The organism is Roseovarius sp. MBR-51, from assembly GCF_053628575.1.
The window spans coordinates 290,562-312,557 of the sequence record NZ_JBRJGQ010000002.1 but is presented as its reverse complement, the minus strand read 5'-3'; the positions used below and the strand labels follow the sequence as shown (position 1 = coordinate 312,557).

The window sequence follows — 21,996 nt, the reverse complement described above, 5'->3', positions numbered from 1 at the left end:
AGCCTCCGCCCCAGACGAAAAAGGGCACGCCCATGGCAGAAAACGACAAAGCCTTGATCCGGTTCAGAGATGTGCCGCTGGCGCTGAGCCTCCTCAGCCGCTTGCCTGTGCCGGTGCGGCACTATGAGCGGGGCGCGCGGGCGGCTTGGGCCTATCCGCTGGCGGGCGTGGTGATGGGCGGGCTTGCAGCCTTGGGCGGGCTGGTCGCGCTCTGGCTGGGATGGCCGACACCGTTGGTGGCGCTCTTGGTCGTGGCCACTCCGATTCTGCTGAGCGGTGCCCTGCACGAGGATGGGCTTGCCGATACCGCCGATGGTCTCTGGGGCGGTTGGACGCGCGAGTGGCGGTTGGCGATCATGAAAGACAGCCATATCGGCAGTTATGGGGTGATCGCGCTGATCCTGTCCCTTGGGGCACGCGGTGTCGCGCTCTGGCTGCTCTACGAGGTCAGTCCGGGAGCGGCAACCTCCGCCATGCTGGCGGCAGCCCTGCTCTCGCGCGCAATGATGCCGGTGGTGATGTTTGCCCTGCCACATGCCCGCGACACGGGGCTGTCACAAGCACAGGGGCGCCCGACGGTCGCAACTGTGGCTCTGGGGATTGGGCTGGCGGCGGCAGTGGCATTTGGGCTGCTTGGCGGCGCGGGTCTTACAGCGCTGGTATGCGCAGGTTTCACGACGTTGGCCATCGCCTTGATTGCGCGCGCCAAGATCGGCGGACAGACGGGCGACATCCTTGGCGCAACGCAGCAACTGGCAGAAATCGCGGTGTTGATCAGCCTCTTGGCGTGAGGCACGAGAAAGGCCGCACCTTGCGGCACGGCCTTTGTCTATCTGAGGTGATCGGGCTCACGCGGCGCGCGAAACCAGCACCTCATCCACCTGACGCGCGGCCAGCACTTCATCTCCGCCGGAAACGGCAGCGACTTCGCGGGTCAAACGCTCGAGCGCGGCCTCATAGAGCTGGCGCTCGGAATAGCTTTGCTCGCGCTGGTCGTCAGAGCGGTGCAGGTCGCGCACCACTTCGGCAATAGCGATAAGATCACCGGAATTGATCTTTTGTTCGTATTCCTGTGCCCGACGTGACCACATCGCGCGCTTGACCTTGGCTTTGCCTTTGAGCGTGCTCATGGCCTTGGACACGACATCGGGGCTGGACAGGCCACGCATTCCGATCTCGGTGGCCTTGTTGGTCGGCACACGCAGGGTCATCTTGTCTTTTTCGAACGAGATTACGAACAGTTCCAGCGTGATGCCGGCGATTTCCTGCTCTTCGATCGAAACGATCTGGCCCACGCCATGCGCGGGGTATACAACATAATCATCAGGGCGAAATTCGGACTTCTTGGTCTTCGACATTCAGGTCTTCCTCGCAGGGCTGCCAGCTCAGACGCACAAAAACATATGCCAAGGGCCATATTGGTCCACGGAATATGTGACTCTGTCGCAGAGTAATCCACCCCCGGGCAGCAACGCGGGTGAATAGATATCAGGCTATCTCTTCATTTGTCATGAAACTGTATCACAAAAAACCGCTCATTGAAAGGGCGGTGTTCTGGCGGAGGGCACTCACGCCCTCAAATCAACGCCTTACGGCGTTCACGATTTCGCGCGCGGCCCAGTCTGCCGCACCCTGTCCCCGAATCAGTCTCAGCCGCCTTCGCCGGGAACCTCGGAAAAATATTTATCCAGCTTGCCAGTCTCACCGTCGCGCTCTTCGGCCTCGGGCAGCGGGTCTTTCTTGGTGATGATCACCGGCCACATCTCGGCATATTTGCGGTTGAACTCGACCCATTTCTCCATATCCGGCTCGGTGTCCGGGCGGATCGCGTCGGCGGGGCATTCCGGCTCGCAGACGCCACAGTCGATGCATTCATCCGGATGAATGACCAACATGTTCTCGCCCTCATAAAAACAATCGACCGGGCAGACCTCGACACAGTCGGTGTATTTGCAGGCGATGCAGGCGTCGTTCACGATATAGGTCATGGCCGTCTCTCATTCTTGCCGAATTGCGCCTCACCTAATCCAGTGGGGCGGATCAATCAAGCGGTCCCGGTCCATTGAGGTCGAGTTTGCGGCGGTCACGCTTGGTCGGGCGTCCTTTTCCCTCATATTTGGGCGCGGGCGGAACGCTGTCCTGCGTCACCGGGTCGCTGAGATCGTCATAGAGCGCCTGCGCCTCGGGTGCCGGGCCGCGCCGGGTGCCGATTTCGACGATCCGCACCACCCGCACCCGTGTGGCCTGTGAAAATGTGAGCACATCCTGCGGCCCGACGCCCTGCGCGGGTTTGCTCACCCGTGCTCCATTCACCCGAACATGCCCGGCCGATATTTCCTTGGCCGCCAGCGTGCGCGTCTTGAAGAACCGCGCCTGCCAGAGCCATTTGTCGAGCCTGATTTTTACGCTCGGCCCGTCCAAACGCTCAGCCCTTGGTCCTCAGCCCCATGAGCGCGGCGGCAAAGGGATTGTCCGGGTCGATCCGGTCATTCTTTTTCTCGGGCTTGGCGGCATAGGTCTTGGGCTGTTCTTCGCGCGCCTCGCGCGGTTTGCCCTTGCCGGGTTTGCCGCGTGGTTTGCCACCTTGACGCTGCGGTCTGCCGTCCCGCTTTTGCGCGTCGCCGCCGTCGCTTGGGGCACCCTGTGCCCCCTGCGCGCCACGCGGCCCGCGTCCGGTTTGCGCCGGACGTTCGCCACGGGGCCGACTCGCACGCGGAGCCCAGGTGAAGGTATAGAAAACCTCAATCTCGGGGGCGGCCACGTCCGGCGTTTCGCCGGGGACCAGTTCCTCGGCGGGGGCCGCATCCAGAGCGGCGGGCGTTTCGGCCTCGGTCACGGGCTCTGCCGCGATTGGAGCGACGCCCTCATCGGGAATATCCGCGACCACATCGCCTACAGTTTCAGCCTCGGCGGCTTGGGCGGCATCGGCAGGCGCATCGGCGATCGCCTGATCCACCGGTTTGACTTTTTCGCGCTCGCCACGCTCGGCCTTGTAGCCTAGCCCCTGCATCAAGAGGGCGAATTGCTCCAGCGTCATGCCGGTGATCGAGAGCATGTCCGGCTTGGCCTCGAACCCAACCCGCGTATCCTCGCCGCGCAGCATGTCCGCCAGACGCTCGAGCATATCAATCCGAATCGCCCGATCTCCGGCGGCGCGATAGCCAGCCATGGTAAAGTAGCCTTTGGGCGCGTCACTGCGCGCGGGAACCGTCACCAGACCCGGTGGCGGTGCTTCGGGGAACTCATCCATCCCTTGGCTCAGCGACCACAGCACCAGCCGCAGGCGCGTCGGCGCGGGCTTGAGCAGGAGCGGCAGGAATACCGTAAACTGACCAAAACGGATGCCATGTTTGCGCAGCGCGCCCCGGGCGTCCTGATCCAGCGCCTTGACTTCATCGGCCACTTCGCCGCGCGGGATGAGACCCATCGCCTCGACCATGCGAAAGCCGAAACCGCGCGCCAGACCGTTCAGCGTCTCGTCGCGCTGGATGTTCAGGAGCGGCTCGAACAGCGTTGCAATCTTGCGGTCGATGTAATGCTGCAAGCGGCGTTGCACCTTGGCGGCCACATCCGGCCCCGCCTCGTCATCGACAAAGGCCACGATCTGCGGCTTGAGCGGGTCGGCGCCGGGCGTCAGTTTGCCCACCGCCTCCTTGCCCCACAAGAGGCCGCCTTGCTCGGTAAAGTCGATCTCGGTGTCGGGCGCGTTGTAGAACCGGTCCGCCTTGAGATGAAAATGCGGGGCCAGTGCCGCCGTGCTCGCCTGTTGCAGCGTGCGCGCTTCGTTACCCGCCGCAGACCTGTCCTGCATAAAGCGGAACCCTTCGAGCCGTCCGACGAATTCGCCTTCGACGGTCACGTCACCTTGATCGTTCACTTCGGCCACCATGGCTTCCTTCTGCTTGAGCCGGCGCAAGAGCACGGATGTGCGCCGGTCCACAAATCTCTGGGTCAGACGTTCGTGCAGCGCGTCCGACAGGCGGTCTTCTACAGCGCGTGTCGCGCCGCGCCAATGTTTTTCGTCATCCACCCAACCTTTTCGCTGCGCGACATAGGTCCATGTGCGGATATACGCCAACCGTTTCGACAGTGTGTCGATATCGCCATCGGTCCGGTCAATGCGGTTCACCTGCTGTGCCAGCCAGTCATCGGGCACCCGACCATACTCAACCAGATCACAAAAAATTCGTTCCACAAGGCTCGCGTGTTCTGCCGCGCTGATGCCCCGGAAATCGGGAATTCGGCAGACATCCCAGAGCAGTTTCACCGCAGGCCCGCCGATGGCCCGCCGCGCCACGTCCGGAAGGTCAGACAAGGTCTTGAGCGCGGTGAGATCATCCGCCTCGCGGGCCCGGGCCAGCAACTCGTGCTCCGGTCGCGCCTCAAGACTGCCGATCAGTGCGGCCGTGGTGCCGAATTGCAGGCGCGCATTGCGCCATTCGAGTTTGCGGATCGGCGCAAAGCGATGCTCCATGATCGCCTCGGCCAGTTCGGGATCAAGATCGGGGGCGTCGCCGGTCACGCCAAAGGTGCCGTTGCTCATCCCCCGCCCGGCGCGCCCGGCGATTTGCCCCAACTCATTCGGCTGCAAATAGCGCATTCTGCGCCCGTCGAATTTGCTGAGAGAGGAAAACGCCACATGGTTGATATCGAGATTGAGCCCCATGCCGATGGCATCCGTCGCGACGAGATAATCGACATCGCCATTCTGATAGAGCTCTACCTGTGCATTGCGGGTGCGCGGGCTGAGCGCGCCCATGACCACTGCGGCCCCGCCTTTTTGACGGCGCAGCAATTCGGCGATGGCATAGACATTCTCAACCGAAAACCCGACAATCGCGCTGCGGGCGGGCATCTTGGCGATCTTCTTGGGGCCGGTGTATGTCAGTTGTGACATACGCGCGCGACTCAGGAATTCCACCCCCGGCACCAGCGCGGCAATGGTTTGGCGCATGGTGTGACTGCCGAGAAATTGCGTCTCGCGCAATCCGCGCATGCGCAACAGCCGGTCGGTGAACACATGCCCACGCTCAGGATCGGCGCAGAGCTGGATCTCATCCACCGCGACGAAATCCGTGCCCATCCCCTCGGGCATCGCCTCGACCGTGCAGACCCAATACTGCGCGCGCTCAGGCACGATGCGTTCTTCGCCCGTGACAAGCGCCACGACAGAGGGGCCGCGCACGGCCACGATCTTGTCGTAGACCTCGCGTGCCAAGAGGCGCAACGGCAGGCCGATGATTCCGGTGCGATAGCCCAGCATCCGCTCAATCGCGTAATGCGTCTTGCCGGTATTGGTCGGGCCCAGAACCGCAAAGGTTCTTGACTGCTCGGGCATCCGCCGTGCTCCTTGAAGGTGTCAGAGTTCCGCGCCGCCCAAGTCCCGGGTTACGCTCTCCCGGGCCTTGGTTACGTCCTCGTGATGGGGATGTATAGCCAAGGCGCGCGAAAACGCATCCTCTGCCAGATCGGGCTGGCCGAGTTCTTCCAAAAGCACACCCAAGCCGTAGATCACGTTGAAATGCCGCGGCTCGAGGGCCAAGGCCTGCTCGATGTCATGCAGCGCAAGACCGTATCTTTCCTGCTTGAAGAACGCGACGGATCGCAGGTGCCACGCCTCGGCAAAGTCCGGCGCATGGTCGATGGCGGCACTCAAATGCTCGATTGCCGCCCCAAGATCCCCCGCTTCGAGCGCATCCTGCCCGCGCCTCAGCAAGAGGTCCATCGCGGGCGACCCAGAGCGCGACAACGCCAGCTCTATCTCTGCGGCAATCTTGCGCGCCTCGGGCGCCTCGGCCTGCGAGAGCTGGGCGAAGAGTTCATCCAATCGCGTCTCCTCCGCCAGAACGGGTAGGGAAAACGTGACTATCGCGACACCTGCCGCGACGATACGGTTGAGATTGATGATTGCTGCACCCATAACATATGTGAGTTTAGCGCAGATTGTCCGGTTGCACAGCCCCGGCATCGCAAATGTGAAAGGAAGCGCAAATGAGCGACGTTATGACCGCAGCAGTGGCTGCCCTGAATGAAAAACTGGGCGGCGAAGGGTTTGACGGCACCGCGAAATTCGTGATCGAGGACGAGGGTGCGATCGTGATCGACGCGGATGGCGCGCGCGAAGGTGACGACGAGACCGATGTCACGATGACGGCAAGCCGCGACACGTTCGAATCGATTCTCGCCGGCGATCTCGATCCGACCGCCGCCTTTATGTCTGGCCGCCTCAGCGTCGACGGCGACATGGGCATGGCGATGAAGCTGGGCAGCGTGCTGGCCTGATGCACGAGGCACCGCTCTTTGACGACGTGGCCCACGGGCCCGAGGGCGGTGCTGCATGGTGGCTGACCGCAGCCGATGGCGTGCGCATTCGCGTTGGCTTGTGGAACCGGCAGGCGCCGAAGGGCACCATTCTGCTGTTTCCCGGACGGACGGAATACATCGAAAAATACGGTCAAGCCGCCACGCATTTTACTGCATGCGGCTATGCGACTTTGGCGATCGACTGGCGCGGTCAGGGTCTCTCTGACCGGCTGACCGAGGATGCCATGGCGGGCCATGTGCATCACTTCATAGACTACCAGCAGGATGTCATCGCTATGAGCGAGGCCGCCAAGCGCCTCAACCTGCCGCGCCCATGGTATCTCTTGGCGCATTCCATGGGCGGCTGCATCGGGCTGCGTGCGGTGATCCAGGGGCTGGACGTCCAAAGCTGTGCCTTTTCCAGCCCGATGTGGGGCATCCATATGGCCCAAGCGCTGCGCCCGGTCGCTTGGTCGCTGTCTTGGGGCAGTCGACAACTTGGCATGAGCCATCGCTATGCCCCTGGCACGGCGGGCGAACATTATGTGCTGGCCGAACCGTTCGAGACCAACAAGCTGACCAATGACCGCGAGATGTATGACGACATGGCGCGGCAGTTGCGGGCGCATCCGGAACTTGGGCTGGGCGGCCCCAGTCTGCACTGGCTGCACGAGGCCCTGCGCGAGACCCGCGATCTGGCACGCCTGCCCTCACCCGCCCTGCCCTGCTTGACCATTCTGGGCAGCGATGAGCAGATCGTCGATGTGCCCCGTGTGCACGAGCGCATGGCGCAGTGGCCGAGCGGACACTTGGAAGTGGTGCCCGGCGGGCGCCATGAGACGCTTATGGACAGGCCGGACATGCGCAAACGCCTGCTGCAACAGCTTTGCGATTTCTACGGCAGCGCCGCGCGCCTTGGCTCTAGCGGTCGCGCACCACGGGCGAGCGCTGCTCCCCAAGCCCGCTGATCCGCAACACCATTTCATCGCCCTCGGCCAGATAGCGCGGCGGCCTTTGGCCCATGCCCACACCGGGAGGCGTGCCCGTTGCGATCACGTCGCCGGGCTCAAGAGTCATCAATTCGCTCAGATAAGCCACGATATACGCCACCGGAAAGATCATCCGTGCCGTGCTGCCGGTCTGCATCCGCGTGCCATTGAGGTCGAGCGAAAGGTCGAGCGCCTCTAGATCACCCACCTCGTCAGGCGTGACCAGCCAGGGACCAATCGGCGCAAAACTGTCACAGCTCTTGCCCTTGGTCCATTGGCCGGCCCGCTCCATCTGATAGGCGCGCTCTGACACATCGTTGACGATGGTGTAGCCCGCGACATGGCACAACGCGTCTGCCTCGGTCACGTATTTTGCGCGACGACCGATTACCACGCCCAACTCGATCTCCCAGTCGCCCTTGCGCGCGCCACGCGGCAGGCTGACCGGGTCATAGGGGCCGGTGATGGCCGATGTCGCCTTGAGGAACACCACCGGCTCTGATGGGGCGTCAACGCCCACCTCCTCGGCATGGTCGGTATAGTTCAGCCCAATGCAGATCAGCTTGCCCACCTGACCCACCGGCGGGCCGATCCGGGGCGTTCCCTTGACCAATGGCAGGCTCTCGGGGTCGATGCGCGGCAGGTCCGCCAACAGCGGCCCCGCCAGATCAGGCAAAACGCCCGACAGATCGCGCAACCGTCCCTGATCGTCCAGAACCGCAGGCTTCTCCTGCCCCGCCGTACCATATCGTGCGAATTTCATGTCTCACCTCCCCGGTTCATGGTGCGCGCCACCCTAGCCAGCAGGTCGCGAATGGCAAGCACCAGTGGTGCCTGTCCTCTTGTAGCCCCGGCACCTCCGGCCTATGTCTGGGCCATATCAACACGAGGTACCCCCATGCTCAATCTGCCGTTTCCCGTCCGCGACGCCAATGCAACATCTGGTAACAGGAACCTGGGAAACCTGCCGGAATGGGATCTGAGCGATCTCTACACCTCGGAGACGGCCCCCGAACTCAAACGCGATCTAGAGTGGCTGCAGAGCGCCTGCGCCGAGTTTGCCGCTGATTACGAGGGCAAACTGGCCACGCTCGACGCCAAAGGCCTTGTGGACTGTATCCAACGCGATGAGGCGATCAGCAATATCGCGGGACGCATCATGTCCTACGCGGGCCTGCGCTATTACCAGCTGACCACCGATGGCGGGCGCGCGAAATTCATGTCCGATTGTCAGGAAAAGGTCACGAATTCGACCACGCCGCTGGTGTTCTTTTCGCTGGAGTTGAACCGGCTCGACGAGACAGCGCTGACGGCGATGTATTCCGAGAACGCCGAGCTTGCCCGCTACAAGCCGGTGCTCGACCGCATCCGCGCGATGAAACCCTACCAGCTCTCGGATGAGTTGGAGAAATTCCTGCATGATCTGGGCGTTGTGGGCGACGCATGGGAGCGGCTCTTTGACGAGACCATCGCCGGGCTGACCTTTACCGTCGATGGCGATGACCTCAGCATCGAGGGCACGCTGAACCTGCTCACCGAACAGGACCGCAGCAAACGCGAAGCGGCGGCACGCGAACTGGCGCGGGTCTTTGGCGAGAACATCCGCACCTTTGCCCGTGTCCACAACACGCAAGCCAAGGAGAAGGAGGTCATCGACCGCTGGCGCAAGATGCCCACGGCGCAGACAGGACGCCACCTCTCGAACGATGTCGAACCCGAGGTCGTCGAGGCGCTGCGCAACGCGGTTGTGGCGGCCTATCCGAAACTCTCGCATCGCTACTACGACCTCAAGCGCAAGTGGCTGGGGCTGGACCGCATGCAGGTCTGGGACCGCAACGCCCCCCTGCCAATGGAGGCCACGCGCATCGTTGATTGGGACGAGGCGCGCGAGACAGTGATGTCGGCCTACGGCGCCTTTGATCCTCGGATGGCCGATCTGGCGCAGCCGTTTTTTGAGCGGGGATGGATCGACGCGGGCGTCAAACCGGGCAAGGCTCCGGGGGCCTTTGCCCATCCCACCGTGACCAATGTGCACCCCTACGTGATGCTCAACTACCTCGGCAAACCGCGCGATGTGATGACATTGGCGCATGAGTTGGGCCACGGCGTGCATCAGCGGCTGGCGGCGGATCAGGGCGAACTGCTATCCTCCACCCCACTCACACTGGCCGAGACCGCAAGCGTGTTTGGCGAGATGCTCACCTTCCAACGCATGCTCGACGGGGCCAAAACGCAGGCCGAACGCAAGGTTCTGCTGGCGGGCAAGGTCGAGGACATGATCAACACGGTCGTGCGCCAGATCGCGTTTTACGATTTCGAATGCAAACTCCACGCAGCGCGACGCGACGGCGAATTGACCCCTGACGATATCAACGTGCTCTGGATGTCTGTGCAGGCCCAAAGCCTCGGTGAAGCGTTTGATTTCATGGACGGGTATGAGACCTTTTGGGCCTATATCCCACATTTCATCCACTCGCCCTTTTATGTCTATGCCTATGCGTTCGGCGACGGGCTGGTGAACGCTCTTTATGCGGTCTACGAGGAAAATCCCGAGGGATTTCAGGACAAGTATTTCGAGATGCTCAAGGCGGGTGGGTCCAAACATCACAAGGATCTGCTTGCACCCTTCGGGCTTGATGCCTCTGACCCGGCGTTCTGGGACAAGGGGCTCAGCATGATCTCTGGCATGATTGACGAGCTGGAGGCGATGGAGGGCTGAGGCTCGGTCGGGCTTTCATCTTGCCCAAAATACTTCGGGGGAATTGGCCGTAGGCCAAGGGGGCAGAGCCCCCGCTTTACCCCCTCACTTCAACTGGCTGTCCTTTGATCCGCGCCGGTTGATGCCGCCGCGTGGGGATTGGGCCGCGTCGCGCTCTTGCTGGCAGTCGATACAGAGCTTGACCCCCGGAATCGCCACACGCCGCGCCTCGGGGATCGGTTCCTCGCATTCGGCGCAATGCGTCAGGCTCTCGCCCTGCGGGCCGCGCCGCGCCTTCAGCCGCGCCAATTCATCGGAAATCGACGCCTCGATCTGTTCACTTACCGCACCGTCGCGCGCCCATCCTCCAGCCATGGCATCCTCCTTTCGCAGAGTTTCAGTCTACGCGCCCTGTCCTTTGCGTCAATTCCCACCTCCTCAGGGCTGCAACACTTTGGGTTTGGGAAGGCGCAGCGCCATGCTCTTGATGAAGTCACTGCTCTGTGCCCCGGATTCGGACAATATCTCGCGCAGAAGACCGATGGCGGCAGGCGATGTAACGGGCACAAAGTGATTGAGCCCGGACCCATCCGCCAAAGTGCTGAAGTCGAAGACCTGAACATCCGGGCGCTGCACCTTGTCGACGGTGTCGATCATGCCCAAACGCGGTTTGCGCCCGGTGATGAACCCCGAGACAGTCAGCGCCCGGTCCGCCTTGGTGATGAAGATCAGGAACGGTTGCGGCAGTTTGCCGATCACCTCGGCCTGACGGTCAAACACATCCGGGTCGATATCAGGCGACATCAGCACCACACCGCTGATCCGGTTCAGCAAATGGCGGTCCCCGCTGAGGGCGATTTCGCGCAGTGATTCCATCACAAGGCTCGACCCCATGGAATGCGCCAGCAAGAACACCTTGTCACCCGGCGCACGGGTCAGGTGGCGCAGCATACCAGTCAGATCATCGCGCGCATAAAGCACCGAGTCGCGGTCATAAATATAGCCACGCGGATCGCCCGCCGAGGGCCACGAAAACAACAGTCCCGGCATGCTCGTGTCGAAATCGGTCTGGATCTGTGCCAGCCGATACATCGCTTCGGACAGCGTGTTGTTGTAGCCATGCACAAAGAGCAGGGTCTCGCGTCCTGCGTGCTCTTGCCTGACCTCGTTGACCATCGCGCCGGGACTGGGGAAGACCTCGGTTCCGGTGACGACAAAATCCGTGGCCGCGTCCGGCGGGCCGTCCGGCCATTCGATTTGCCCCGGTTGATGGGTTGGTGGAACGGACACATCGGTCCGGAAATAGCGCAGACCCTCTGTCCGCTCCAACCCGAAAATCGGCCCGGTCTGATCGAGCCTGCGCCCCGTCGCAACATAGATCGGCACGACCGTTGCAGCGGGATTGGGGGCCGCACGCTGTGCAGTTACGCGCGGCGCACAGGCGGCGATGAGAAGAACCATGCCAAAACACAAAAACCTGACACCACGGTTTGCCCCTGTCACCGCCTGCCCTGCTGCTTGCTTCACTGTATCCCTCGCACATTTGTTGTCGGTCGAGAGATACGCGCATTGTTCGGTCGCGCCAAGCGTTGCTTCAGACTGATGCAAGCATGCCTTTTTCCTGCGCCAGCGCCCGCATCCGTTTTTGCAGTTTTTCAAAGGCCCGCACCTCGATCTGACGGATACGTTCCCGGCTCACGTCATATTCGGTGCTCAGATCTTCGAGGGTCACGGTTTCGTCGCTCAGGCGGCGCTGTGTCAGGATATCGCGCTCACGCTCGTTGAGCACGTCCATCGCCATGGTCAGCAATTCGCGGCGCGCATCCATTTCGTCGCGCCGCTCGTAATCACCAGCCTGATCGGCATCCTCATCCTCGAGCCAGTCCTGCCACTGCATCGACCCTTCGCCCTCAGAGCCAACCGTGGCGTTGAGCGATGCGTCAGCCCCTGCCATCCTCTGATTCATGCTGATGACTTCGGCCTCGGTCACACCCAGATCAGTCGCGATCTTTTTGACGACTTCGGGCCGCATATCGCCATCTTCCAGAGCGCCGATCTTGGCTTTGGCCTTGCGCAGGTTGAAGAACAGCTTTTTCTGCGCAGAGGTGGTGCCCAATTTTACAAGGCTCCACGAGCGCAGGATATATTCCTGAATGCTGGCGCGAATCCACCACATCGCATAGGTTGCAAGCCGGAAACCGCGCTCGGGGTCAAACCGCTTGACCGCCTGCATCAGACCGACGTTGGCCTCTGAAATCACCTCGGCCTGCGGCAGTCCATAACCGCGATAGCCCATGGCAATCTTGGCAGCGAGACGCAGATGGCTCGTGACCATCTTGTGCGCGGCCTCGGTGTCCTGTTCCTCGACCCAACGTTTCGCAAGCATGTATTCCTCTTCCGGCTCTAGCAGCGGGAATTTGCGGATTTCCTGCATGTAGCGGTTCAAACCGCCTTCCGGCGTTGGGGCCGGCAGATTCTTGTAATTTCCCACTCGGTTGTCCCTCCTGATGTTTACATCGTTAACATTGAACTAGGTACAGGCTGACACCCTTTCAAGGTGCTGTCGTGCTCTAAGTCAACTAACGTTGATCTAGGATGGTTCCGTCGCTACGCCCGCATTATGACAAAAAGTCACGCGATCTTGCGCCTCTGTCACGATCCACGCAGCGCAGCGATCAAGGTTGTCATGTCCTCTGGCAGCGCTGCCTCGAACCGCAGGGCCATCCCGCTCACCGGATGCATAAACCCCAGCACAGCCGCATGCAGCGCCTGCCGGGGAAAGTCGCGCGCGGCCACCACGGCCATGGCTGGAAGCGCCTTTTCCGAGAGTTTTCGGCGTCCGCCATAAACCGGATCACCAATCAGCCCGTGCCCGGCATGCGCCATATGCACCCGAATCTGGTGGGTGCGCCCGGTCTCCAGCCAGCACTCCATGAGCGAAACAACGCCGGGCGTCCCAAAGGACTCGATCACCCGTGCCCGCGTCACCGCATGCCGCCCACCCTCAAACAACACGGCCTGTTTTTGACGGTCTGTCTTGTGGCGGGCCAGACGGGTGGCGATGCGCAGGATATTGCCAGCCTCGAAACTGATGCCGGGCAGCCCCCGCAGACGCGGGTCGCCAGCATCGGGCACACCATTGACCACGGCGCGGTACGAGCGCTCGACGCTATGCGCCTCGAATTGCGCGGCCAGCCCCTGATGCGCGGCATCCGATTTGGCAACCACCAAGAGGCCGCTGGTGTCCTTGTCGATGCGGTGGACAATCCCCGGCCGCTTGGCCCCGCCCACCCCTGACAGGCTGTCGCCGCAATGATGCAACAGCGCATTGACCAGCGTCCCCTCCGGACTGCCGGGGGCCGGATGCACCACCATGCCCGCTGGTTTGTTGATCACGATCAGATCGTCATCCTCATACACAACGGTCAGCGCTATCGCCTCGGCGCTGATATGGCTCTCGCGCGCCTCTGGCACGAGGATTTCTATCAGGTCGCCCGCGGTCACCCGCGCCTTGGCGTCGCGCATCACCGCACCATTGACCTGCACAGCCCCCTGTTCGAGCAGCCGCGCCAGACGGGTGCGCGACAGAGTCGCCTCCTCTGGCACATCGCGCGAAAGCGCCTTATCAAGGCGTTGAGGTGGATCATCCCCGATCCGAAAGACAAGTGGTTCTAACCCCATGGATGACAACTCCGCGCCGATCAGTCCGGCGACACTGAAATTTCTGGCGCGGCTGGTCACTGTCCTGACCGCCACCATGATTGTGGGCCTTCTAGTGATCGTGGGGCTGCTTGTCACCCGCTTCTGGGGGTATGACACCGTGGCGCGGCCTGTTTTGCCCGACAGCATCGCCCTGCCAGACGGTACCGCCGCCACCGCCTTCACCCAAGGCCGCGACTGGTATGCGATCGTGACCGAAGACAACCGCATCTTGATTTATGACCGCCAGAGCGGAACGCTGCAGCAAACCGTGACCCTTGAGCGGCAAGACTGACCCCGAAAGACCGGGGGGCATCGGACCACATCGCGCAGCCACTCGGGCCCGAATGGCCGATCAACCATCTCACGGGGTCGCCACGGTCAGGGCCTATGAATTTTCCGGAAACTGCGCGTTGCACTGCTTTACGCCATTTGCGGCCCTGGCGGCGTAATCGGGCAACAAACGTTTGTATTGCAAAAGTTTTTCCTTCTCATGGCTGACATCAATCGCCACCGGCGTTGTCTGGGTCCGGTATTGGGTTGACGGGCAGGGATAGGGCAACGTCCGGTATGTATAGGGATCGGTCCGGTGGCAGATGCCTTGGACGGTATAGGGCACGCTTTGCGAATGGACCGCGTAGCCCCGAATGATATTTTGCTGCGTTTCGACCATCAGACTTTCAAGCGCCCTGTAGTCACGCGTCACAGAGGCGATGCAACTTTCGCGCGGCGTGCTGCAGCCAGCGGCAAATGATGCCAGCAAAAGGGCTGCAAAGATTCTTGAAACTCTGGTCAAAGCGTTGATCTCCGAATGTCGCGTGGCAGAGGCGGCACCAGCATGGCGCGTCACTGGAAGTAATACCCGGTCGGGCCACCGGGTAAACGGCAAAGGCACACGCGAGGGTTGCTCGTGCACAGTCCTGCACCCCAGTCCCGCGCCGCCGAACGGGGCGTCTTTCGCGCATTATGCATGATGCTGACGCCTTTCACGACTCCAGAGTTTCCAAGATTTGAGTGAAGCCCCGCAAACTCTGCTCGCCTGACCTCAGCCGAATGCGTGAATGACGTGCCATACTCCAGCAAAGGCAAGACAGGACGCCTGATCCGCTCTGCTTTGCCCATTCATTCCAGATGTCTGACCGTCTGTCAGCGATCATGACCCCTGCCGTTGCGCTCGACGTCAATCAGGCGGCGCGCCTCGAGATGGTCTTTCGAGATGTCCGCGCCGATGGTATCCTTCATCATCTTCGCTGTCCTTTGCGTGTCGTGCATGACGTCTTGCCGCTGCGCATCCGTTCAGGTCTCAGGCGAAGACGGGCCAACCACCCCACGACCGGACAGACTGAGGGAGAACACGAATGACAACTGGAACACTCCGAACCACCAAAGGCCGAGGACGCCTCTACGATTCGATCCTTGACACCGTTGGCGACACACCCGCCGTCCGCATCAACAATCTCGCGCCGGCGGGTGTGCGCGTTTACGTCAAGGCCGAATTTTTCAATCCGGCAGCATCAGTCAAGGACCGGCTAGCCCTCAACATCATAGAGGCTGCGGAACGCGCAGGCACTCTGAAGCCGGGTCAGACCGTGGTCGAGGCCACCAGCGGCAACACCGGCATCGGGCTCGCGATGGTCTGTGCGCAGAAAGGTTATCCGCTGGTTGTCACCATGGCCGACAGCTTTTCGGTCGAACGTCGGCGGATGATGCGGATGCTGGGCGCCAAGGTCGTGCTGACGCCGCGCGCGGAAAAGGGGACGGGAATGTATATGAAGGCCGTGGAATTGGCCGAAAAGAACGGCTGGTTCCTCGCGCATCAATTTGAGACATCGGCAAATGCGGACATCCACGAATCAACAACCGCGCGCGAGATCATCAATGATTTTGCCGGTGACAGGCTGGATTACCTCGTCACAGGATACGGAACCGGCGGCACGGTCACGGGACTCGCGCGGGTTCTGCGCAAGGAACGTCCGGAGACAAAGATCATTCTCAGCGAACCCGCGAATGCCGCGCTGATCGCTAGTGGGATCGCTCAGGAGCGTGGCAGCAACGGTGCCCCCGCGGGCAGTCATCCCGCCTTTGAGCCGCATCCCATCCAAGGTTGGACGCCGGATTTCATTCCACTGGTGCTCCAAGAAGCCCTGGACACCGGCGGCTACGACGACTTGATCCCGGTGACTGGTGCAGACGGCATCGCTTGGGCCAAGAAACTCGCAGCACGCGAGGGTATCCTGACCGGCGTCTCGGGAGGCGCGAGCTTTGCTGTCGCCATGCAGATTGCCGAACAGGCGCCCAAGGGATCGGTGATCCTCGCCATGCTGCCCGACACAGGAGAGCGGTACCTGTCCACGCCCCTGTTCGAAGACATTGTCGAGTTCATGGATGACGAGGAACTGGCCATGTCAAACTCGACGCCGGGATACCGAATGGCGGCTGAGTAGCCCGTGACTGAACCAAGGTGGTGACGGGCACGCGCCCTGACATGATCCGCAGAGGCCCAACGATGCATAGCGGTCGGGCTTGGGGCAAAGACACGCAGCGTAGAACCTAAACCGGATACACGTCAGACCACCGCAAACCTGTTCGAACCGGAGGGACCACATCAGTCCGTTGCAGTCGCATGGCGAGATCACGCAGGATCTCTGAACTAGTCAGATCCACTTGGCGTGATAGGGCCGTGCAGTTTAGTGACGGATGACGTCGCCCGCGTGCGATGCTGCTCGAGCCACGCGATCAACTCCGCGCGGCGGTAGAGCACGCGCCGGGGACCAATCTTGTAGTAGGGGGGACCGTCTCCGAACACGCGGCGCTTTTCGAGCCACGAGCGAGACAGACCTATGAAACAAGCCGCCTCTTTGCTTGTTAGATAGTCCTCATCGGTGTGTGCCATGCTGGCCTCCAGTTCCTGGTTTTCACACACCAAGAAATGGACTTACATCAGGATAAATTCTACGAAATGGTGAAGCGGGAGTTTTTCGTTATTTGGTAAATTGCTTGCTAATGTCGCGACCACGGGCGTACTGGTACTCCACACTGCGCAGCTCCTGCCCCGTCATTTCGGCGTATTTCACTTGCGCCTGACGCTTGCTCATTGGCTTGGAGACACCCCTTTTGCCTTCAGGGCTTTTCTTAAGTGCAATCTTGTCCAGTGTTAGAATGAGGTTCACCGAAGAATAGGTTTCCATGTCGCGAAAGGGTTTGCTTCCGCCTCGGTTTCCTCTGGGGTCACCTCGCAGGAGCGCAACCAATATGTCACGCACCTGATCATCAACTTTGCCACCAAACCTCAGGTACTCTGCAAGTGCACTCGGTTGGCCGTTCATGATGAATTTCATCCACGCATAATTTGCTCGGTCATTCTGGTAGACGTCTCGTTCCTCATCTGAACTCGGAAGCGGTTCAACGTCTTGCCGAAATTTCTTCACCATGCGCCTAGGTATCCGGAACGTTTATAATTCGAAAAAGGGTACCAAAATTCTGAGAGTGAGTCCCACTTTTTTCCGGCATCAACACCCGCCCTTCAAGGTACCCGCCAGGCCAATGGCGCGCACAAAGTGATCAACAACGCGTATAGAGGTGCCGCTGATGCGGTCACCTGCGCACCTAGCAGTAAGTCTGATCACAAAGATGTTTTGCACCAGCCCAACGCAAAAGGATCCGTGTTTGGCACTGTTTGCGCACGCGTTCGGGTGCCGCTCCAGTCTCGCAAAGTACCTGCATGGTACCATCACGGACAGGGGCTATGGGGGAGTTTTCTGAACCGCTCTGCGCGCGCGAACCGCCAGCATCGCCCGGGTTCAGGGTCGTTGACTGGGACCAATTCGTTTCATTGCGAACACAAGAAACTCCTGATCGCCAGAGGGTTTTCACACCGGCCAAACTCAGCGGCCAAAGGCCAAAAAATCCGCGACGTTGGACCCATGCCACAGTCAGAGGTGCTCGCAATGATACAATCACGGACGAGTTCGCGGAGGCAGTTCCGCGCGCGCGGAGGCCAATTGCCAAGTTTGTCTCCCTGAGTTTAGGCGGGATATTTGGGTATGACGATTGTCGCCTCTTGCAAGGCGCGCGCGATGCCAGTATTCTGTCCTTGCATAAAGAGCGGGCCTTGAGCCCTCACCAACCTGCTGACCCAGCAAGGTGGTTCCCTCATCGGGAGATGCGGCCGAAAGTCAGGCAACGAAAGGGTCTCTCCCATGAGGCAAGCTGAGATATTCTGTTTGAATGCCGTTAAGAACGGCACCCTGAAGGGCCTTTGGTCTTTTCTGTATTCCCAGAGAAGGCGAAGGCACGCGGCACAATATCACCCCCAGAGCTTTGACCAGATAACTCGTGCCATGTTTTTGCGGTTGACGCCTGCACGTGCAGCAATACGCCGGTTACGCCAGCGCGCTTACAGCAAACGGCGAGACCGAGCAAAGCGATGCCATACGGCGATGGCGGCTCAACCGGTGTTGAGCGATAAAATTTTCAAGAAAAGCCTAGTTTCAACATCAATCCTCCCATGAAAGGAGATACGCGCATGTCCGAACTGACCAGAAGAAGCTTTTTGACCGCACTACTGGCGGCCGGGTTCTGTTTTCCAGGCGAGGAAAGCAACGCAAGTGCCTTGGCGGATCTTGATGTCCTCGGACGCATACTGAAAACCGAACCGCTGATCTTTGACGTTCTGCAAGATGGTGAACTGGTTGCGTTCAATTATTTGCCGAATGCCGATCGCTACACGGCGTATGACGTATCACCCGAAGACCTGGAGTTTGGCGAGGGAACCTATGACCTGCTCGATCGCATTCAGGCCATGCAAGACGCCATCTACACATACGCCTTTGATATCACCGAGGATGCCGAGGCGTTCGAAGAGTGGGATACCGATATGGCTGCCGACTTCGTCGACACCCTGCCGGACGACAAACGAGCAGACCTGACCCGATATCTTCGGCGTTGGTTCGAAGAGGCGCCTGACTTCGAGGAACGTGATAGCAACGATATCGTCCGTCCCACGGACGGGCGTCAGTTGGCATTCCGACTGTTCAGGGACCTCGACCCTGAAATTCTTGACGCCTTGGAGATCTTCGTCGTCGAAGGCGACAGTCCTGGCAGCGCCTATTATGCGGCTGAAATGCATGGCGACGTTGACGAGGCTAATCGCATAGCACGGGAGCTTGAGATGCCTTGGAACTTCAGGCGCGGATGATCATTCGCAATGTTTCAACGCATCGCGAGCACGTCTTCTACCTTTGCCAACCCGGCTGACCCGGCAAGGTCGCCGCCCGAAGCTGTTGCACTCAGCCACACTCAAACGGCCTTTCACGCCCATCAAAGGAGAATACCATGATCACGCGTCGAAACTTTATCGCTGCCAGTGCCGCGACGGCATCGGCCCCATTGGCCCTAGGAGCCGCCGAAGAGGACCGGCGTCTGCCCCTGAAGGCAGAGCCAAGGGTCCGGACCATTCTTGCAAAATCAGCCGAGAATGGGCGGCTCCTCCTGATCAGCGACGGGCCGGAGGCTCCCGCCAAGCTGATCAGGCCAGAAGCGCTTGAGCGCGTCTTTGGCACGGGCACTGAGCTCGTTTTGCATCAGCCGGATCACTGGCGGATGATAGAAGAAGGATGGTTCAAGGAAGAGGACCTCTACGAGCCCAGCGATGGCGAGGATGCCGCCTTTGACATCTGGCAGGCCAATTACAGGCCAGAGATCGAGGCTCATGACCTTCTCTACAATTTATTCGAAGACGATATCACCGGACCGTTCGGTGCGCGTATCGAGCAATGCGGGCTCGTACTCGGCGAGCATCCGACCACGCCGCGTTATGCGACCGCGAAGCTCGATGGCGCTTGGTGTCTGAACGCCTTGGCCGCCGAAGTCGCCAAGCGAACGAGTTGGGTTGTAATCGGAGATCTGGGACGTCCCGTGTCAAAGGCTGCGCAAGGTTAGGCCATTTGAGGCGCCGCGTACGAAAATGATAGACTGCGCATTTAACTGACCGTCACGAAGGCCAATCAGTGCCACCATGGCGCGGGCATTCAACACACGTTTGCTTCTTTGGACTCGAGTAGGGAGGCAAAGAAGCAGGCCGCGCGTTCCAGAAGTCTGCCTCTGCTGCGTCATCGGTCACGCGCTCACTCGAGGGGTACGCAACTGCGGCAAGCTGCGGCAACCTGCCTTGTCCCCGACGCTTTACGCCGGGTGACGTGGCAAGAGGTAATTCGGGCCTGCTCGGATTCTGCCGATCTGACCTGGCTGCCGAAGGCTATGAAGGAGAAGCACGGGATATATCCGCAAACTTTACCCTGTTGGGTCTTCTCGGTCTTTGGCGCGATCCTGCTTCGCCGCTACAACCAGTGGGGTGCTCTGGTTAAAGAGACGCGTTTGAACGGCCCATTCTGAATCGCCAACTGTCTCAACGCCGCACTGCAGCTTTCGCTTTGCGGCCAGTCACAAGTCAAATAGCATTTCGTTGAGAACTCGACGAATAAGACAAGTCATACGCTTTACAGCAGCCTGACTATGTCTTCTGCGCTCAGCACCTTGCCTGTCGACACGACCTTTTCGTCGATGACAAGGCCGGGTGTGGCCATCACGCCGAAGGCGGCAATCTCGGCGATATCCGTGATCTTGATAATTTCGGCCTCTTTCCCCGAAGCATCGGCCGCCGCTTTTGCATTTTCACCAAGTGCGATGCACTTCTTGCAGCCTGAACCTAAGATTTTGATGATCATGGAGATTTTCCTTTCAGATGAACCAGTGGGTGATGGCGTTAAACACAAAACCTATGCCTAGGATGCCGCTGACCACCACGGTCAGGAACAGAATCAGCAGCGGCATCTTGACCACACGCTTGAGCATGATGATCGACGGGAGCGACAAGGCGGTGACGGCCATCATGAAGGCGAGCACCGTTCCCAGCCCCACGCCCTTGCCCACCAGCGCCTCGGCGATCGGCAGGGTGCCAAAGATGTCGGCGTACATCGGCACGCCTACAAGCGTCGCCAGCGGCACTGACCACCAATTGCCCTGCCCCAAAAGGGCGGTGATAACGTGCTCTGGGATCCAGTTGTGGATGGCGGCCCCGATCCCTACACCGACCAAGATATATGGCCAGACCCTTTGAACTATCTCGCTCACCTGATCGCGGGCAAAACGGAGGCGGTCCACGCGGGTCATGACGTGATCCATATCCTGAACCGGAACGGTGCGGACGAAATCGGCCACCTGATCCTCCATCCCGGCGCGTCCGATCAGCGTGCCGCCGACAATCGCAACCACAAGCCCGACACCCACATACGCCAGCGCGATGGGCCAGTTGAAGATTGAAGCCAGCAGGATGACCGAGGCCAGATCCACCAGCGGCGAGGAAATCAGGAAAGAAAACGTGATCGCCAAGGGCAGCCCTGCGGCGGTAAAGCCGATGAACAAGGGAATCGACGAGCAGGAACAGAACGGCGTGATCGTCCCCAGCAATGCCGCGAGCGTGTTGGCCCATATTCCCGTTCGCCCGCCAAGGATACGGCGGGTCCGTTCCGGTGGGAAATAGCTTTGCACCCATGAGATCGAGAAGATCAGAACTGACAGCAGGATGAAAATCTTGACAACGTCATAGACGAAAAAATGCACCGACCCCCCCAGCCTGGACGCCGGATCGAGGCCCGCAGTTGAGACGCCGGTTGCGACCAGATCGGAAAGCCACAGCATCCGGAGAAGCTGGTCGTTCAACCATTCCAAAATATTCATAGTGCGATTACCTCACGCACATCGAATCACATGTGGACGTTCAGCACATTGATTTGCATCAGCGTCGGCTGTTTTGCAGACCAGAATTTCATCTTCGGCGAAGTTACACGCATCGGATGCTCGATCGGCCCATTAGCGGACATCGAGGGAGCAACCTCTGAAAGGCAGCTTTCGGCGTCGCGGCCGGTACGGCTGATCCGTCCGCAAGGGATGCCGACTCAGAGGTTGGCAGCGACCCTACGATCTCGCGGGCAGCGGGCAGACCCTTTCATAAAACCAAAGCGCCGCCTGGACCGCCGCTTTCCCGGTCAAAAGCCTATAGGCTGAATTTTGCCGATACGCTTACGTAGGGTAAATGTCATCCAGTTTGAAACACTTGAAGCATGGCCGCACAACCATGGGTGGACGAAGTCGCCCCAGTTCCAGAGGTTTCGGCGAAATTCTTGGATTTTTCACGGATCGGCTCGCGTTAATCGTGTATTCTGGGGCCTGATAATCCATATTTGATAGGTTGGTCATGGCATTTCGCGCTTCGAATTTTGCAATCATCCTTTTCGCAGCAGCAGTCCT

General features: G+C 60.3%; 23 protein-coding genes and 1 riboswitch. Of the genes, 8 read left to right on the top strand and 15 right to left on the bottom strand.

What is annotated here, in order from left to right; all coding sequences use genetic code 11:
- Nucleotides 1-32 precede the first annotated feature (32 nt).
- The gene (locus tag ACSSVY_RS04015; RefSeq protein ID WP_454268137.1) at nucleotides 33-791 is read left to right on the top strand and encodes an adenosylcobinamide-GDP ribazoletransferase; all 759 of its coding nucleotides are present in this window, start codon (nucleotides 33-35) and stop codon (nucleotides 789-791) included.
- Between the two features lie 57 nt (nucleotides 792-848).
- Here the strand turns inward: ACSSVY_RS04015 and ACSSVY_RS04010 are convergent, their stop codons facing one another.
- From ACSSVY_RS04010 to ACSSVY_RS03990, 5 genes are all read right to left on the bottom strand, one after another.
- Complete coding sequence (locus tag ACSSVY_RS04010) at nucleotides 849-1,358, bottom strand: CarD family transcriptional regulator (RefSeq protein ID WP_037242295.1); 510 nt, start codon at nucleotides 1,356-1,358, stop codon at nucleotides 849-851.
- Nucleotides 1,359-1,649: 291 nt separating this feature from the next.
- Nucleotides 1,650-1,988, bottom strand: a complete 339-nt coding sequence (fdxA, locus tag ACSSVY_RS04005) for a ferredoxin FdxA (RefSeq protein ID WP_454268136.1) — start codon at nucleotides 1,986-1,988, stop codon at nucleotides 1,650-1,652.
- A gap of 52 nt (nucleotides 1,989-2,040) precedes the next feature.
- The gene (locus ACSSVY_RS04000) at nucleotides 2,041-2,421 is read right to left on the bottom strand and encodes an RNA-binding S4 domain-containing protein (protein ID WP_454268135.1); all 381 of its coding nucleotides are present in this window, start codon (nucleotides 2,419-2,421) and stop codon (nucleotides 2,041-2,043) included.
- A gap of 4 nt (nucleotides 2,422-2,425) precedes the next feature.
- Complete coding sequence (locus ACSSVY_RS03995) at nucleotides 2,426-5,338, bottom strand: helicase-related protein (RefSeq protein ID WP_454268134.1); 2,913 nt, start codon at nucleotides 5,336-5,338, stop codon at nucleotides 2,426-2,428.
- Between the two features lie 21 nt (nucleotides 5,339-5,359).
- Entirely contained in the window at nucleotides 5,360-5,920 is a 561-nt protein-coding gene (locus ACSSVY_RS03990; protein WP_454268133.1) for a tetratricopeptide repeat protein, read from the bottom strand.
- A 71-nt stretch (nucleotides 5,921-5,991) separates the two neighbouring features.
- Here ACSSVY_RS03990 and ACSSVY_RS03985 point away from each other — a divergent pair, with 71 nt between their 5' ends.
- Together ACSSVY_RS03985 and ACSSVY_RS03980 are read left to right on the top strand one after the other, a co-directional pair.
- Nucleotides 5,992-6,282 (top strand): SCP2 sterol-binding domain-containing protein, encoded by a 291-nt coding sequence (locus ACSSVY_RS03985; protein ID WP_009815573.1) that lies wholly within the window; start codon nucleotides 5,992-5,994, stop codon nucleotides 6,280-6,282.
- A complete protein-coding gene (locus ACSSVY_RS03980; RefSeq protein ID WP_454268132.1) occupies nucleotides 6,282-7,271 on the top strand; it encodes an alpha/beta fold hydrolase in 990 nt (329 codons plus the stop codon). Before ACSSVY_RS03985 ends, ACSSVY_RS03980 begins: the two co-directional genes overlap by 1 nt.
- Here the strand turns inward: ACSSVY_RS03980 and ACSSVY_RS03975 are convergent.
- Complete coding sequence (locus ACSSVY_RS03975; protein ID WP_454268131.1) at nucleotides 7,225-8,055, bottom strand: fumarylacetoacetate hydrolase family protein; 831 nt, start codon at nucleotides 8,053-8,055, stop codon at nucleotides 7,225-7,227. The genes ACSSVY_RS03980 and ACSSVY_RS03975 overlap by 47 nt on opposite strands.
- 135 nt (nucleotides 8,056-8,190) lie before the next feature.
- Between ACSSVY_RS03975 and ACSSVY_RS03970 the strand changes: the two genes are divergently transcribed.
- Nucleotides 8,191-10,011 carry a M3 family oligoendopeptidase gene (locus tag ACSSVY_RS03970; RefSeq protein ID WP_454268130.1) on the top strand — a complete coding sequence of 607 codons (1,821 nt, stop codon included), beginning with the start codon at nucleotides 8,191-8,193 and terminating at the stop codon, nucleotides 10,009-10,011.
- 84 nt (nucleotides 10,012-10,095) lie between these two features.
- Here ACSSVY_RS03970 and ACSSVY_RS03965 read toward each other — a convergent pair whose 3' ends face one another.
- The 4 genes from ACSSVY_RS03965 to ACSSVY_RS03950 all read right to left on the bottom strand — a co-directional run bounded on the left by ACSSVY_RS03965 (nucleotide 10,096) and on the right by ACSSVY_RS03950 (nucleotide 13,671).
- Nucleotides 10,096-10,365 (bottom strand): DksA/TraR family C4-type zinc finger protein, encoded by a 270-nt coding sequence (locus ACSSVY_RS03965; RefSeq protein WP_009815577.1) that lies wholly within the window; start codon nucleotides 10,363-10,365, stop codon nucleotides 10,096-10,098.
- 63 nt (nucleotides 10,366-10,428) lie between these two features.
- Nucleotides 10,429-11,451 carry an alpha/beta hydrolase gene (locus ACSSVY_RS03960; RefSeq protein WP_454268129.1) on the bottom strand — a complete coding sequence of 341 codons (1,023 nt, stop codon included), beginning with the start codon at nucleotides 11,449-11,451 and terminating at the stop codon, nucleotides 10,429-10,431.
- A 133-nt stretch (nucleotides 11,452-11,584) separates the two neighbouring features.
- Complete coding sequence (rpoH, locus tag ACSSVY_RS03955) at nucleotides 11,585-12,481, bottom strand: RNA polymerase sigma factor RpoH (protein WP_454268128.1); 897 nt, start codon at nucleotides 12,479-12,481, stop codon at nucleotides 11,585-11,587.
- 161 nt (nucleotides 12,482-12,642) lie between these two features.
- Nucleotides 12,643-13,671, bottom strand: a complete 1,029-nt coding sequence (locus tag ACSSVY_RS03950; RefSeq protein ID WP_454268127.1) for a pseudouridine synthase — start codon at nucleotides 13,669-13,671, stop codon at nucleotides 12,643-12,645.
- On the opposite strand from ACSSVY_RS03950, the gene ACSSVY_RS03945 reads away from it, so the two are divergent.
- Complete coding sequence (locus tag ACSSVY_RS03945; RefSeq protein ID WP_454268126.1) at nucleotides 13,670-13,984, top strand: DUF6476 family protein; 315 nt, start codon at nucleotides 13,670-13,672, stop codon at nucleotides 13,982-13,984. The genes ACSSVY_RS03950 and ACSSVY_RS03945 overlap by 2 nt on opposite strands.
- A gap of 93 nt (nucleotides 13,985-14,077) precedes the next feature.
- Here ACSSVY_RS03945 and ACSSVY_RS03940 read toward each other — a convergent pair whose 3' ends face one another.
- Nucleotides 14,078-14,362 (bottom strand): hypothetical protein, encoded by a 285-nt coding sequence (locus tag ACSSVY_RS03940; protein WP_454268125.1) that lies wholly within the window; start codon nucleotides 14,360-14,362, stop codon nucleotides 14,078-14,080.
- A 685-nt stretch (nucleotides 14,363-15,047) separates the two neighbouring features.
- On the opposite strand from ACSSVY_RS03940, the gene ACSSVY_RS03935 reads away from it, so the two are divergent.
- Nucleotides 15,048-16,133, top strand: a complete 1,086-nt coding sequence (locus ACSSVY_RS03935) for a PLP-dependent cysteine synthase family protein (RefSeq protein ID WP_454268124.1) — start codon at nucleotides 15,048-15,050, stop codon at nucleotides 16,131-16,133.
- Between the two features lie 206 nt (nucleotides 16,134-16,339).
- Here the strand turns inward: ACSSVY_RS03935 and ACSSVY_RS03930 are convergent, their stop codons facing one another.
- Together ACSSVY_RS03930 and ACSSVY_RS03925 are read right to left on the bottom strand one after the other, a co-directional pair.
- Nucleotides 16,340-16,582 (bottom strand): helix-turn-helix transcriptional regulator, encoded by a 243-nt coding sequence (locus tag ACSSVY_RS03930; protein ID WP_454268123.1) that lies wholly within the window; start codon nucleotides 16,580-16,582, stop codon nucleotides 16,340-16,342.
- Nucleotides 16,583-16,670: 88 nt separating this feature from the next.
- Nucleotides 16,671-17,027 carry a hypothetical protein gene (locus ACSSVY_RS03925; protein ID WP_454268122.1) on the bottom strand — a complete coding sequence of 119 codons (357 nt, stop codon included), beginning with the start codon at nucleotides 17,025-17,027 and terminating at the stop codon, nucleotides 16,671-16,673.
- Between the two features lie 752 nt (nucleotides 17,028-17,779).
- A riboswitch (SAM-I-IV-variant riboswitch) is annotated at nucleotides 17,780-17,886 on the top strand.
- A gap of 328 nt (nucleotides 17,887-18,214) precedes the next feature.
- Here ACSSVY_RS03925 and ACSSVY_RS03920 point away from each other — a divergent pair.
- A complete protein-coding gene (locus tag ACSSVY_RS03920) occupies nucleotides 18,215-18,886 on the top strand; it encodes a hypothetical protein (protein ID WP_454268121.1) in 672 nt (223 codons plus the stop codon).
- Nucleotides 18,887-19,023: 137 nt separating this feature from the next.
- Nucleotides 19,024-19,629 carry a hypothetical protein gene (locus ACSSVY_RS03915; RefSeq protein ID WP_454268120.1) on the top strand — a complete coding sequence of 202 codons (606 nt, stop codon included), beginning with the start codon at nucleotides 19,024-19,026 and terminating at the stop codon, nucleotides 19,627-19,629.
- A 557-nt stretch (nucleotides 19,630-20,186) separates the two neighbouring features.
- Here ACSSVY_RS03915 and ACSSVY_RS03910 read toward each other — a convergent pair.
- Both ACSSVY_RS03910 and ACSSVY_RS03905 read right to left on the bottom strand, forming a co-directional pair.
- Entirely contained in the window at nucleotides 20,187-20,414 is a 228-nt protein-coding gene (locus ACSSVY_RS03910; protein ID WP_454268119.1) for a thioredoxin family protein, read from the bottom strand.
- Nucleotides 20,415-20,427: 13 nt separating this feature from the next.
- Entirely contained in the window at nucleotides 20,428-21,387 is a 960-nt protein-coding gene (locus tag ACSSVY_RS03905) for a permease (RefSeq protein ID WP_454268118.1), read from the bottom strand.
- Between the last annotated feature and the right edge of the window lie 609 nt (nucleotides 21,388-21,996).